This is a genomic window from Chryseobacterium sp. GW821-FHT04C04, from assembly GCF_059420365.1.
On record NZ_JBWKTO010000002.1, the window covers coordinates 147,051 to 161,311 of the forward strand.

General features: G+C 33.2%; 11 protein-coding genes. All 11 read right to left on the reverse strand.

Annotated features, from left to right (window positions below; genetic code table 11):
* Positions 1-8: 8 nt before the first annotated feature.
* Positions 9-1,418 carry a Gfo/Idh/MocA family protein gene (locus AC07UM_RS06810; protein WP_494681798.1) on the reverse strand — a complete coding sequence of 470 codons (1,410 nt, stop codon included), beginning with the start codon at positions 1,416-1,418 and terminating at the stop codon, positions 9-11.
* The gene (locus AC07UM_RS06815) at positions 1,415-2,125 is read right to left on the reverse strand and encodes a formyltransferase family protein (RefSeq protein ID WP_494681799.1); all 711 of its coding nucleotides are present in this window, start codon (positions 2,123-2,125) and stop codon (positions 1,415-1,417) included. The genes AC07UM_RS06810 and AC07UM_RS06815 overlap by 4 nt, the downstream gene beginning before the upstream one ends.
* On the reverse strand, positions 2,125-3,252 hold the full coding sequence (locus AC07UM_RS06820) for a DegT/DnrJ/EryC1/StrS family aminotransferase (protein ID WP_494681800.1): 1,128 nt from the start codon (positions 3,250-3,252) through the stop codon (positions 2,125-2,127). Before AC07UM_RS06820 ends, AC07UM_RS06815 begins: the two co-directional genes overlap by 1 nt.
* 37 nt (positions 3,253-3,289) lie before the next feature.
* Positions 3,290-4,480, reverse strand: a complete 1,191-nt coding sequence (lhgO, locus tag AC07UM_RS06825) for an L-2-hydroxyglutarate oxidase (RefSeq protein WP_494681801.1) — start codon at positions 4,478-4,480, stop codon at positions 3,290-3,292.
* A 6-nt stretch (positions 4,481-4,486) separates the two neighbouring features.
* Positions 4,487-5,782 carry a nucleotide sugar dehydrogenase gene (locus AC07UM_RS06830; RefSeq protein ID WP_494681802.1) on the reverse strand — a complete coding sequence of 432 codons (1,296 nt, stop codon included), beginning with the start codon at positions 5,780-5,782 and terminating at the stop codon, positions 4,487-4,489.
* Positions 5,779-8,172, reverse strand: a complete 2,394-nt coding sequence (locus AC07UM_RS06835) for a GumC family protein (RefSeq protein WP_494681803.1) — start codon at positions 8,170-8,172, stop codon at positions 5,779-5,781. The genes AC07UM_RS06830 and AC07UM_RS06835 overlap by 4 nt, the downstream gene beginning before the upstream one ends.
* A 6-nt stretch (positions 8,173-8,178) precedes the next feature.
* Positions 8,179-9,003, reverse strand: a complete 825-nt coding sequence (locus AC07UM_RS06840) for a polysaccharide biosynthesis/export family protein (protein WP_494681804.1) — start codon at positions 9,001-9,003, stop codon at positions 8,179-8,181.
* Positions 9,004-9,041: 38 nt separating this feature from the next.
* A complete protein-coding gene (locus tag AC07UM_RS06845) occupies positions 9,042-10,970 on the reverse strand; it encodes a polysaccharide biosynthesis protein (RefSeq protein WP_494681805.1) in 1,929 nt (642 codons plus the stop codon).
* 116 nt (positions 10,971-11,086) lie between these two features.
* Positions 11,087-12,187: a DegT/DnrJ/EryC1/StrS family aminotransferase gene (locus tag AC07UM_RS06850; RefSeq protein WP_494682289.1), complete on the reverse strand. Its 1,101-nt coding sequence runs from the start codon at positions 12,185-12,187 to the stop codon at positions 11,087-11,089.
* 61 nt (positions 12,188-12,248) lie between these two features.
* Positions 12,249-12,707 (reverse strand): regulatory protein RecX, encoded by a 459-nt coding sequence (locus tag AC07UM_RS06855; RefSeq protein WP_494681806.1) that lies wholly within the window; start codon positions 12,705-12,707, stop codon positions 12,249-12,251.
* Positions 12,708-12,765: 58 nt separating this feature from the next.
* Entirely contained in the window at positions 12,766-14,031 is a 1,266-nt protein-coding gene (glyA, locus tag AC07UM_RS06860) for a serine hydroxymethyltransferase (protein WP_494681807.1), read from the reverse strand.
* Positions 14,032-14,261: the final 230 nt, after the last annotated feature.

The window sequence follows — 14,261 nt, forward strand, 5'->3', positions numbered from 1 at the left end:
GTAACATATTATTTCAGTGCATAGATTCTCTCGATGATATCTACAACTTTCATTCCTTCTAAAGCATTGGTCGTAATTGTATTTCTACCTTTTAATACATCAACGACGTTGTCAATAATATAATGATGGTTTGCAGCAGAGCCTTTATATGCCCCGTAATCATTTCCTGGATTAGTAGGAGGTAATTCCGGCATCACATAATCCTTAACATTACATACTTCTACTTTATCCATATATTGGCCTCCAATCTTTATGGATCCATTTTCTCCAATGATGGTCATTGAACTTTCGAGGTTTTGGTTCCATACTGATGTAGAATAGTTCAATGAGCCCATTCCTCCGTTTACAAAATCAAAACTTATAAATCCTGAGTCTTCAAAGTCTGTCAGTTTTTCGTGATTAAAGTCTGCAAATTTAGCTTGAATATTGGTAATATCACCAAATAACCAGTACATAATATCTACAAAGTGCGAAAATTGTGTAAACAAAGTACCTCCATCTAACTCTTTTTTACCGTGCCAGGACTCTGGTTTGTAGTATCTTTCATCACGATTCCAATAGCAGTTTAGCTGCACCATAAATATCTTTCCTAGTTTACCACTTTCAATCATATCCTTAGCCCATGCTGACGGCGGTGAATAACGATTCTGCATCACAGCAAAAACTTGCTTGTGTTTATGAAGAGCCTGAAAAATAAGTTTTTCGGCATCATTCTTTGCTAAAGTCATTGGTTTTTCAACAACAACGTGTTTACCCGAGTTAATTACTTTGTAAGCCTGTTCAAAGTGAAAGCCATTAGGTGAAGCAATATTTATAATGTCGGTTTCTATATTTGAATCAAGAAACAGATCCAATGAATTAAAAAACGGGACATCAAAATTGTCAATATTTAACTCCGATTTATCTTTGATATCTATTAATGCTACAAGCTCACATTCAGTATTTCTTACGATCATCTCGGCATGTCTCTTTCCTATATGCCCACATCCTACAACGACGAATTTTATTTTTTTTTCCATAATATTTTGCTTCTTTTCTATAAACTCTATGAGATTAGTATTATGTTGCTCAGCAATATAATCCAAGACGGTTTTTCCAAACTTATCTTTTTGCCGGATATCTGCTCCTTTCTCAATTAAAAAATCTAAAAAATCAAATTCCCCATCAGTTATATTTGTTTTAGCATACATGAAGGCTGTTGTACCATTCATATTACCCGCATTAATATCTGAACCCTGATTTATCAGCATCTCTGCTACATTGCTTTTTTTCAGATAGCAAGCAGTATGCAATAATGTCCTTCCATTATCAAATCTGTGATCAATATTTATGTCATGAAAGGAAAGAAAATTGCTTAATTCTGAGGAATTATCTTCTTCTAATAATCTAAATATTTCCTTTTTTATATCATCTTTCATAGTGATGTTCTTTTTGAAATATATGTTTCAAGTTTTGCTATGGCGCTTACTTCCTCGTCATGTTCCATTTTACCGTAGTTTGGATAAGTAAGATCTATTACTTCAAAGTCATTGTAATCTTCTTTTTGATATAGAATAATATTTAGAGATTTGATTAAAATATCTAATTGCTTATCATATAGTCGTTCATTTAAATCCAGTATGGTATCATCTTTTTTGATACCAATTGTATCTTTAAAGATAATCTTACCCGAATCCACTTGTTTTTGTATTAAGTGAGCAGTAACTCCTAAATCAATATCCTTCTCAAGAGACCAGAGTAAACTATCCAGGCCTCTGCATTCAGGCAAAATAGCAGGATGTAAATTAAGAATACCTACATTACACGATTCTATAATATGTTTTTTTAAAATTCGTGCGCCTGATATTACTCCCAGATCAATATTGTTTTCTTTTAAGATTTCAGCTGTTTTCTCTGAATTATGTTCTACCACCTCATATCTTATACCAAAACTTTCTGCTATTTTTCGGGGGTGTATTAAGAAATCATGTTTTATTTTGGTTCTGATAGAACTTGGTTTTATATTAAGTTCCACTGGGTCTGCTGCTAAAATAACATCAACTTTGTAATTATTAGCTAACAAATAATATATAATATCCTGAGTTTTTTTGTGCTCAAAATTATAGGCAAATAATGCAATTTTCATTATTGATTAAAAAAGTTTTTAATTTCAGTAATAATTAGATTCAATACTTTCTCATCGTATTCTGTATGTATTGGAAGAGAAATCACTTCTGAGCAAAGTCGCTCAGTAACAGGAAGTCTAAAGCCATTTTTTACATATTGAAAAAAAGCTTCTTGTTTATAAAGTGGTAGCGGATAATAAATCATACTAGGAATATTCTTTTCAGCCAAGTACTTTTGCAATTCATCTCTTTTTCCGTTTTTCACTCTAAGTGTATATTGATGAAATACATGGGTGGAGTTTGAAGCTCTATGAGGGATCTGTAATCCGGAAATATTTGCAAGATTTTCATCGTAGTAATCCGCCATTTTGTTTCTGGCTGTAGAATATTCGTCAAGATATTTAAGTTTAACCTTTAAAATAGCAGCCTGAATAGTATCTAGCCTTGAATTGCAACCCAGAACTTTGTGATGATACTTTTTTTCCTGTCCATGATTAGCTATCATTCTGATTTTTAAAGCAAGTTCATCATCATTTGTCATTAAAGCTCCTCCATCACCGTAGCACCCAAGATTTTTTGAGGGAAAAAATGAGGTACATCCTATATGTCCGATGGTTCCTGATTTTCTAATCGTTCCGTTAGAAAAAGTATAATCGGAACCAATTGCCTGTGCTGTATCTTCTATTATAAAAAGATTATGCTTTTGTGCAAATGCCAGAATTTTTTCCATATCTGCACTTTGTCCGTACAAATGAACAGGTACAATGGCTTTCGTACGAGGGGTCATAACAGCTTCCAGATTTTCAAGTTGTATTTCAAAAGTATCTTCAGTTACATCTACCATCACAGGTTTGAGACCTAATAATCCTATTACTTCAGCGGTTGCCACATAAGTAAATGCAGGACAAAGTACTTCATCTCCAGGTTTCAGATCCAGAGCCATCATTGCAATCTGCAATGCATCTGTACCATTAGCACAAGGAATAACGTGTTTTACGTCTAGATATTTTTCAAAATCCTGCTGAAATTCTTTTACTGCAGGACCGTTGATAAATGCGGTATTATCGATACATTCTTGAATTCCTGCATCAATTTCAGTTTTTATTTTCTGATATTGACCTTTAAGGTCAACCATTTGAATTTTCATATTTATATCTGTTTTGGATATCACACAGAAAGTCGTTTTATTTTTGAATAAGCTCACTTATTTTGTTCCCGATGGCAAAACAAGATGTTGCAGCTGGAGAAGGTGCATTTCTCACGTGAATGATATTTCCATTTTTCACGATATCAAAATCATCAATCAATGCTCCATTTCTGTCACAAGCCTGTGCTCTTACTCCTGCCCCTCCTGTTACAAGATCATTTTCCTGTATTTCAGGCATCAATTTTTGAAGAGCTTTTGTAAATGCAGATTTTGAGAGAGAGCGATGAACTTCTCCCATACCTGTTTTACCATATTTTGCGACGATTTTTCTGAAACCAGGCCATGTAAGGGTCTGTATTGTTTCATTGAAATCGAAATCAAAAAATTTGTATCCTTCTTTTCGGAAAGCTAAAACTGCGTTAGGGCCAGCTTCAATATTTCCATCTATCATTCTTGTAAAATGAACGCCCAAGAAAGGGAAATTAGGATCCGGAACAGGATAAATCAGGTGTTTTACAAGATGTTTTTTCTCATCTTTTATCTTGTAATACTCTCCTCTGAAAGGAATGATAATTACATCATTCTTTTCGTTGGTCATTTTGGTTATTTTATCTGAGTAAAGTCCTGCACATGAAATCAATTTCTTTGCTCTGAATTCTGATTGACTGGTTGCAATAATCACTTCAGAATTAGCATTAATAATGCTTTTTACTTCATTATTGAATTTAACTTCTCCACCCAGTTCTTCAAAGAGTTCTTTGATCTTTTTGGCAACTCCCGGATAATCTATAATTCCGGTTTGTGGTACTTTTATCGCTTTCAGACCTTCACAATGGGGTTCAATTTCGCGAAATTCTTCTCTGGAAAGATATTTCAGATCCTGAAGTCCGTTTTCTACTCCTCTTTTATAGATATTATCCAGAAGAGACAACTCTTCCTGTGATGTAGCTACAATAATTTTACCGCAAAGGTCATATTTGATTCCATATTTTTCAGCAAAATTGATCACTGAATGGTATCCTTCTATACAGTTTGTTGCTTTAAGGCTCCCAGGTTTGTAATAGATCCCACTATGAATGACTCCACTGTTGTGCCCAGACTGGTGTAATGCTACATCTTTTTCTTTTTCTAAAATGAGGATTTTAGAATCAGGATTTTTAAGTTTAGTCTGATAAGCTGTTGCCAATCCTACTAAGCCTGCACCAACAATTACAATATCATAATTCATTCTCTATTATAATCTAGCGTCAACCAAATTTCTGTCTAAGCATGCTTTGGTATCAAACACCACTGCATTTTCTTTTTTCAGCGTATTAAGATCCATCTCAAGGAACTCATTATGGGAAACAGCAATGATAAGAGAATCATATTTTTTTCCTGCTATAAGCTGATCAAGAATATTAATACCATATTCATGGCGTACTTCTTCTTTACTTGCCCAAGGATCATAAATATCTACATTCACTCCAAAGTCTGAAAGCTCTCTGTAGATATCTACAACTTTCGTGTTTCTTACATCTGGACAGTTTTCCTTGAAGGTAACCCCTAAGATTAAAGCTTCTGAATCTTTGATTACTCCTCCTTTTGCAATAAGAAGTTTTACTACTTTGGAAGCAACAAATTTTGCAATAGAATCGTTTACACGTCTACCCGACAAAATAACATCAGGATGGTATCCTAACTGTTCTGCTTTGTGGGCCAGGTAATAAGGATCTACTGAAATACAGTGTCCTCCTACTAATCCCGGTTTATATTTCAGGAAGTTATATTTTGTTCCTGCAGCTTCCAATACATCATTGGTATCAATACCCACTCTATCGAAAATTAGGGCCAATTCGTTTACGAAAGAGATATTAACATCTCTCTGTGCATTTTCGATAGCTTTAGAAGCTTCTGCTACTTTAATGCTCGGTGCTTTATGAGTTCCGGCAGTAATAATTTTTTTATAAAGATGATCCACTTCTTCTGCAATTTCTTCAGTAGAACCGGAAGTCACTTTTTTTACACTGGTAAGGGTGTTTATCTTATCTCCCGGATTGATTCTCTCAGGAGAATATCCTACGTAAAAGTCTTCATTAAATTTCAGTTCTGAATATTTTTCCAAAACCGGAACACACTCTTCTTCTGTACAGCCAGGGAAAACTGTAGATTCATAAATAATGATATCTCCTTTTTTAATGATTTCTCCCAGCATTTTTGAAGCAGAAATCAAAGGATTCAGATCTGGTGCATTATATTTATCAATTGGTGTTGGAACAGTTACAATAAAAACATTAGCATCTGAAATTTCGGAAAGCTGACTTGTGGATCTGTATCCAATACTTCCATTTGATTCTTTAAATCTTTCAAGACCGTTGTTCAGTTTGTCAAGGTCGGCTTCAAGAGTAATATCCTGTCCGTCATTTAGCTGTCCAACACGTTGTGTGTTGATATCAAATCCTAATACCGGATAATGAGTTGCAAATTCCAATGACAAAGGAAGTCCTACATAGCCTTGTCCAATAACTGCTATTTTATATGTTTTCATCATTTACTAAGTTTATTTTTGAATTTTTGAAACCAAGATTTTTCAACGTGATTATTGTATCCATAGCCATATTTATTACTATACCCTAGATTTTCTCTGTTTACATCATTAAGTACAAATCCTACATTTCTGATCTTCTTCTGATCAATATTAATATTTGCAAATTCCAGTAATGCTTTCTCAGTGTATTTAGATCTAGAAACATAGATGGTGACATCAGATAAATCAGAAATAAGGAAAGTATCCGTAACCAGAAGTAATGGTGCTGTATCCAGAATAATATAATCATATTTACCTTTCAACTCATCCAAAAGTATTTCATAGCGTCCGTTAGATAATAATTCTGTTGGATTAGGAGGAATCATTCCTGAATAAATAACATCCAGATGAGGATTAAAAGATGAGATATGAATAATATCTTCAAGTTTAGTATTGTCAGAATAAAGAAATTCAGTAAGCCCTATAAGTCCTTTTCTGGCGGGATTATATCTTTGAAGCTGCGGATTTCTGATATCGGAACCAATAATTATTACCTTCTTCTTAGGATTAGCTAATGTTAAAGCCAAATTAACGGAAGCAAAAGTTTTCCCTTCTCCTTTTACCGTGGATGTAACAAACACGACTTTCCCTTTTTTCTCTTTAGGAAGCATAAAGTTCATATTGGTAATAAGAATTCTAAATGCTTCAGCCATAGGAGTAATATCATTTACTTTAACGATATCTGAATCTCCTTTTTCAAGACTAGGTAATTCTGCAATAATAGGCGCATGTACCAGTTTCTCTAAATCATGCTTAGTAACGACTTTATTATTGAAAAGCTGCAGTAAATAGATAACAATAAAGGGAACTAATAACCCCAATAAGAGTGCAACAATAAGGATTATATTTCTCTTTGGCGAAACCGGAAAAGCAGAAGCATAAGCGATGTCAATCACTTTAGCTTTAGGTGCATTAATAGATTGTGCAATAGCTGTCTCCTCTCTTTTCTGTAACAAAAGAAGATATAGGTTTTCTTTTATCTGCTGTTGTCTTTCAATACTTCTGAACATTTTTTCTATAGATGGAAGCTTTGAAATCTTCCCAGAAACTTTATTTTGTTCACCTACATATTCATTTCTTGCCAATTCAAGCCCTACTCTATTTCTTTGAAGACTCTGCATGATCGCACCACGCATAGTACCAATTTGTTTTGTAACATCAATAACAGCAGGATTTTCCGAAGTGGCAGATTCTAAAAGTCTATTTCTTTGCAATACTAACTGATTGTATGTAGAAATTCCACTCGTAGTTTCAGCATTATTAAGTCCAACATTCGAAGGAAGAACTTGGTACTGTCCCTGCTTAGATACGTAACCAATTAGGGCAATTGTAAGTTCCAATTGAGCATCAACTTCCAGTTGTTTCGCTCTTGCAGCAGCCGAACTTTCTAAACCTATCTTAGCTTCAGTCTCTAAATCAGTAATATTATTTTTTGATTTAAAACTTTCTTTTTGGTTTTCAACTTCTCCAAGCTCTCCAGAGAGCTTTTTAATTCTATCTTCAATAAAATCAAGGGTTTTTTTGGATTCTGAATTTTTATCGGAAATAGCATCATTATTATAAGCAACAACAAGATTATTTAAAATATCCTCAGCTTTTGAAATTTGGGGATAGTTAAACCCTAATTTAAGAACCGTAGCTTCCTTACTAGTTAAATCAACACTTAAAGAACCTTGTAAACTATTTACCTTGGCATCTACAGAAGAAATCTGTAATTCAAGGTTCTTCATATCTACACCTTTGGCTTCTTTAGGATCGAATTCCTTATTTTTTGTGATAATAATATTTGCAAAAGGTAAACTTATAGTTTTCCCATATGTAGTAATAATCTCTTTTTGTAAATTTTCCGAAAAAAGAGTTAATTTATCTTTTTCAACAGAAATTTTTATTGTATTTACAGGATTACTGTGAGCTTTCTCTTCTATTACTTTAACATTTATCGGTGAAGATTTTTTGTATAGTTCTATAGCTGTAACTTTCCCTTTTCCTACAACATTAACTTGAAGGTTCTCATTGACAACGACTTCACGCATCATTCTTTTTGACTTCAATATTTCTATCTCATTAGCAATGCTGTTTGTTTTTAATCCTCCTATTCCTGATAAATCTGGTAAAACTCCTATATCACTCCCAATCATTTGATTTGATGAGTTTTTTGCATCTTTAATGAGAATTGTAGTTTGAATATTATAGACAGGCGTCATAAGCTTAAGCCATAAATAGCCTATCATCAGCGCTATACACGCACTTACAATAAACCATGGCCACTTTCGCAAATATGGCTGTATAATTTCACTAATATTAATTGAATTGGTTTCTAATTCTAAAGTTTTTGAATATTGTTGGTTATCCATCAATTTTTATTTCTTATTAAATAAACTTATTACTACTGCTATCGCTGTTACAGCAATGGAAATTCCTGTCAGGTAAAGACCGGTGTTTGGATTTTGTTTTGCCATGAGATCTCTAGTGTTATTAGAAGAAACAACAATTGCATCCCCCTGCTTAAGATTATAGTAAGGAGAATTAATAAGATTAGCATCTAAAAGATTGATACGACCATGTGAAACCACTCCATTTTCTGTTCTTATAATTAAAATATCATTTCTTTTACCATAACTGGTAAGGTCACCTGCAAGACCTAATGCATTTAAAATAGTTGCTTGTCCATTTGTGATTGTATAGTCTCCTTGTCTATTTACTTCACCCAGAATAGTTACTTTAAAATTAGCAAGTCTCATATTGACTGTTGGATTAATAACATATCTTGTCATTTTATCCTTTAGCTCATTCTTAAGTTCAACTAAAGTTTTATCTGATGTATTTATTTTCCCCAAAATTGGAAAATCAATATCTCCATTAGTATCTACAATATACATAGGTCCTGAAATTGTCAAAGCTCCCTGATTTGGAGTATTTCCACCTGCTAAAGCATTGGTTTGAATAAACTCAGATGAAGAATAGTTTTGATTAAAAGGTTTTACAACATCCGTATCTTTTGCTGTGATAAGAATTATAAGCTGATCACCAATTTGGATTGTATTGCCTGAATTTTTAGCAGAAGCATTAATAGCCACCTGCTCTATATTCTGCATATAATTTAAATCATTCTTAGCATTGGGATTAACTTTGCAGGAAACCACTAAAGAGGATGCTAATACTACTGCCAATATTTTTCCTTTCATTATATCTTAAAATTGTACAAATATACATTTATATTTCTCTACTTATCTAATGCCTCATATATGGAATTATTACTCCTAAATTCTGGCACAATTGTCTTTAAAAGTCTTACAACATCTACTTTATCTCTTCGTAAAGAAGCTTTAGTTATTTGTTTTGTTAGCAAATCTATTTCGTCAAATCCTATTGATGGATCTTTTGATATCATAATTTTCTCATTATGAGTTGGGAGTGTTTTCGCATTATCACTTAAAAGCTCTTCATACAATTTTTCTCCTGGCCTTAGACCTGTATAAACTATTTTAATATCTATATTAGGTTCAAATCCAGAAAGCTTTATCATCCTATTAGCAAGATCTAATATTTTAACCGGTTCTCCCATATCAAAAACAAAAATCTCACCTCCTTCACCCATTGTCCCTGCCTGAAGAACCAATTCACAGGCTTCAGGAATGGTCATAAAATATCTTACAATATCAGGATGGGTAATTGTTACAGGACCTCCTGCCTCAATTTGTTTTTTAAAATGTGGAATCACTGATCCATTTGAGCCTAATACATTTCCAAATCTGGTTGTAATAAATTTGGTTGTATTTCCTTCTAAATTCTGAAGCGATTGTACAAAAAGCTCTGCTGCTCTTTTAGAGGCTCCCATTACATTTGTTGGGTTTACTGCTTTATCAGTAGATATCATCACAAATCTGTTCACATTATACTTGCTTGATAGTTTTGCAACGATCTTCGATCCTAATATATTAACAAAAATAGCTTCATGTGGATTTTCTTCTACCAGAGGCACATGTTTATACGCAGCAGCATGGTAAACCATTGAAAAGTTATAGAACTGGAATAGAGATTCCATTCTGTGTTGATTTGAAACATCCCCTAAAACAAATTTGAATGCAATGTAAGGGAATTTCTCTCTCATCTCAAGCTCAAATTCGTAAAGCGGTGTTTCTGCCTGATCCAATACAACAATCAAAGACGGATTAACCAATGCGACTTGTCTTACAATCTCACTTCCTATAGAACCTGCTCCCCCAGTTACCAGTACAGTTCGTTCAAAATGCCTGCTTTTAATTTTTTCATTCTGAATTTTAATAGGTTTTCTATTCAACAAATCTTCAATCTGTAGATTTTTAATAGAACCTCCCAAATCACTATCTCTCAGTTTTTGTACTGAAGGTGCTTTAAAAACATTAAGGTCTTTTTCTAAAAATAAGTTTACCCAAGAATTAACCTCATCTCTTGCCATCATCTCTTTAACGATAAGGACACCATCAATAAGGAGATCATCCTTTGTGTGTTGCTCTATTCTTTGTTTCTCATAAATAGGTTTCCCTAATAAGGAAGCTCTTTTGGAGTCTGTCCTTTGAGTCAAAAAACCTACTACCTGATAAGGCAAACTTGGATTATCTAGGATAGCACGTGCAATTGCAATTGATTGCTCATCAATTCCCAATACCAAAATTCTTTTTTTCAATGCACTTCGTCTATATTCCCTAACAATATGAAAAAATTCTTTAACATAAAGTCTAAAGAGAAATAATCCCATAAAAGAAATAATAAAATACAGAATCAGGTAAGGAGTAAGAATAATTTTACTTCCAAAAGTCCAGAAATAGAAAATATTTATGGTGCCAACTGTAAACATAGTACAGAAGCATGATACCAAAAGTTTAAAAAGGTCTATAAAAGTAGAATGCCTTATAATCCCTGCATAAGTTTTAAAAAGATACATGAAAGTCACATTTACTATGAATATAAAAGCAAAAACAATACTTTTATTTTCGTGATAAATAAACTCACTTCGTGTAATTTTTTCAATGATATATGTTGAAAGAAACAACGAGATACCCAGAATAACAATATCTATTATAAGTACTATCCATCTGGGAAGATACCTTACATCTGAAAGATTGACAACATTATCTCCTCCAAATATTTTTTTCCTAAGAGATTTATACATTGTCATTATTTGTATTCATATATTATTTAATACAGTACGATCTTGGTTATTAATTTTAGTAGCTCTGCAAAATTAAAATAAAATCCCATCTTTTCTATAGATTTTCACAATAAATTTTAATTAACATACCTTTTAAGGATAGCTGCTATCTTTTCCTTTTCCCATTCAGTTAAATTTGTTCCTGATGGCAGACATAAACCCTTTTCAAAAAGCATACCACAAACATTACTTCCAAAAAATTTATTTTTCTCATAAAGTGTTTGTAAATGCATTGGTTTCCATAAATATCTGGTTTCTATATTATTTTCTGAAAATTTTCTTTTGAAATTTTCTTTTGAAATATCTATATTATTTTCTTCAATAATGATAGTACTTAACCAATAATTAGAAAAGTATTTTTCATCTGGTTCTGCTAATAAATTTATATTTTCAATTTTTTTAAAAATTTTCTGATAAAAATTATGATTTTCTCTCCTTTTTAAAATTCTTTCTTCCAAAACTTCCAATTGCCCTCTTCCTATTCCCGCTGAAATATTGCTCATCCTATAATTATATCCTATTTCAGAATGGCTATAATAGTCTTTATTTTCTTTGGCTTGTGTTGCAAGATAAAGAATCTTATCTTTAACAGATTTCTTTTGAGATATCAAGATACCTCCGCCTGATGTCGTGATAATTTTATTCCCATTAAAACTAATAATAGAGAGGTCTCCAAAAGTTCCACAAAGTTTATTCTTATATTTACTTCCCAAAGCTTCTGCACTATCTTCTATAATTGGAATTTCATATCTCCTGGATATTTCTAATATTTCATCAACCATAAATGGCATTCCGTATAAAGAAACTGCAATTATAGCTTTAGGCTTTTTACCTATTTTCAGGCAATATTTAATGGCATCTTCCACTGCTTCAGGACACAGATTCCATGTAGACTTTTCACTGTCAACAAATATGGGTATTGCTTTTTGATAAAGAATGGGATTTGCTGAAGCTACAAAAGTGAATGACTGACATATTACAAAATCACCCTCCTCAACATTCAGTAACCTTAATGCGAGATGTACTGCAGCAGTACCAGATGACAAAGCTGTTACAAATGAGTTATTTCCTAAATAAGTTTCCAGTGTTCTTTCAAACTCATCTATATTCTTTCCATATTGAGAAATCCAATTTGTTTCAAAGGCTTCCTGTATATATTTTAATTCGTTTCCGCCCATGTGGGGAGGGGATAACCATATTTTATTTTCTTTCAATTTTTTGTGCTGGGATATTTTATTTTCAGTCAAAAATATCAATTATTTTCTCATATTCAAAACCTTTGCTCATCAAATATTTTATTGTCTTAGCTTTTTTTTGATATTCTTTCAAGCCGGTTTGTTTGGAATAATAATCCTCAAAAATCTTTCTGATCGTCTTTTCATAATCAGGTTCATATATCTCATCAAAACAAGAATTGATCAGTCTCTCGGAAATCTGTTTTTGCTTCAGATTCATTTTTATTTTGGTTCTGCCCCAGTGTTTGATATAAAACTTTCCTCTGATATAGCTTCGCGTAAACCTTTCTTCGTTCAGAAAATTTTCTTTTAGGAGATATAAAATAATTTCTTCTTTTGCTTCCTCAATAAGCAGAAACTCTCTCATCTTCTGTTCCACTTCTGCATGGCAGCGGTCCTGGTAAACACAGTAATTGACCAGTTTCTGTTTGATTTCCTCGAAAGTGTAAGATTTTTTTTCCATTTTGTATAAAAAAAGAATGAGCAGACTGCTCATTCTTTATATAATATTGGAGTGCTTGTTAATAATTGAACAAAGCTTTACCTTCCATTAATTCGTTAACTTTCTTTCTTACTGATGTAAGAACTTCTTCATTTTTGATATTGTCTACCACCTCAGAAATTAATTCTGCAATAGTATTCATATCATTTTCTTTAAGTCCTCTTGTTGTAATTGCAGCAGTTCCTAATCTGATACCAGATGTTGTGAATGGTGATTTATCATCAAAAGGAACCATATTTTTGTTGCAGGTAATATCAGCAAGCACTAATGCTTTTTCTGTTTCTTTACCATTTACTCCTTTATTTCTAAGGTCTACCAACATCAAGTGATTGTCTGTGCCACCACTTACGATATCAAAACCTCTGTCAATCATCGCTTTTGATAGTGCCTGAGCATTTGCTTTAACTTGTTTTGCGTACGTTTCGAACTGACCATCCAAAGCTTCACCGAAAGCAACCGCTTTACCGGCAATCACATGCTCAAGTGGTCCTCCCTGGATACCTGGGAATACTGCTCCGTCCAATACCTGGCTCATCATTTTGATTTCTCCTTTTGGAGTTTTGTGGCCATATGTATTTTCGAAATCTTTCCCCATCATGATCATCCCTCCTCTTGGACCTCTTAAGGTTTTATGAGTCGTAGTAGTTACTACATGACAGTGTTCAAATGGAGAGTTTAATAATCCTTTTGCTACCAAACCAGCCGGGTGAGCGATGTCTGCCCAAAGTGTAGCTCCAATTTCGTCTGCAACTTCTCTGAATTTAGCATAATCTAAATCTCTTGAATAAGCTGAAAAACCAGCAATAAGCATTTTCGGCTTTTCTCTTAGTGCTACTTCTCTCATTTGGTCATAGTCGATAAGACCTGTTTCCTGCTGAACTCCGTAAGAAACTACATTATATTGAATACCGGAAAAATTCACTGCTGAACCGTGAGTAAGGTGTCCTCCCATTGAAAGGTCCATCCCCATGATCTTATCACCAGGTTTCAAAACTGCAAGATAAATGGCTGCATTCGCCTGAGAACCAGAGTGTGGCTGAACATTCACATAGTCTACTCCGAAAAGTTCTTTTGCTCTGTTGATTGCTAAAGTTTCAACCTCATCTACGACTTCACATCCTCCGTAATATCTTTTTCCGGGATATCCTTCAGCATATTTGTTTGTCAGTACACTTCCCATCGCTTTCATCACGTTTTCAGAAACAAAGTTTTCTGATGCAATAAGCTCTAATCCATGAGTTTGTCTTTGTCTTTCTTTTTCAATCAGGTCGAAAATAATATCCATTTTACTTTTAGTTTTTGAAATTTCCACCCCAAATGTACGGAAATTTCGTCGAGATTTCTATATCAAAAAAAAGATTTTTAACCGCTAAAAATGAAAAAATACCTGCTTTTATATGGAGGCCATGCCAACTTTTGTAATGATTATTTTAACCATAAAAGACACAAAAGTTTAAACACTTAAGTTTTTTAGGCTCAAGCTTTATGCATATAATGCCCCTAAGTTTTATAAAA

Bases quoted from the DNA above. Each gene is read 5' to 3' on its own strand.
- AC07UM_RS06810 (WP_494681798.1), bottom strand. From the start codon at position 1,418: ATGAAAGATGATATAAAAAAGGAAATATTTAGATTATTAGAAGAAGAT.
- AC07UM_RS06815 (WP_494681799.1), bottom strand. From the start codon at position 2,125: ATGAAAATTGCATTATTTGCCTATAATTTTGAGCACAAAAAAACTCAG.
- AC07UM_RS06820 (WP_494681800.1), bottom strand. From the start codon at position 3,252: ATGAAAATTCAAATGGTTGACCTTAAAGGTCAATATCAGAAAATAAAA.
- lhgO (WP_494681801.1), bottom strand. From the start codon at position 4,480: ATGAATTATGATATTGTAATTGTTGGTGCAGGCTTAGTAGGATTGGCA.
- AC07UM_RS06830 (WP_494681802.1), bottom strand. From the start codon at position 5,782: ATGATGAAAACATATAAAATAGCAGTTATTGGACAAGGCTATGTAGGA.
- AC07UM_RS06835 (WP_494681803.1), bottom strand. From the start codon at position 8,172: ATGGATAACCAACAATATTCAAAAACTTTAGAATTAGAAACCAATTCA.
- AC07UM_RS06840 (WP_494681804.1), bottom strand. From the start codon at position 9,003: ATGAAAGGAAAAATATTGGCAGTAGTATTAGCATCCTCTTTAGTGGTT.
- AC07UM_RS06845 (WP_494681805.1), bottom strand. From the start codon at position 10,970: ATGTATAAATCTCTTAGGAAAAAAATATTTGGAGGAGATAATGTTGTC.
- AC07UM_RS06850 (WP_494682289.1), bottom strand. From the start codon at position 12,187: ATGGGCGGAAACGAATTAAAATATATACAGGAAGCCTTTGAAACAAAT.
- AC07UM_RS06855 (WP_494681806.1), bottom strand. From the start codon at position 12,707: ATGGAAAAAAAATCTTACACTTTCGAGGAAATCAAACAGAAACTGGTC.
- glyA (WP_494681807.1), bottom strand. From the start codon at position 14,031: ATGGATATTATTTTCGACCTGATTGAAAAAGAAAGACAAAGACAAACT.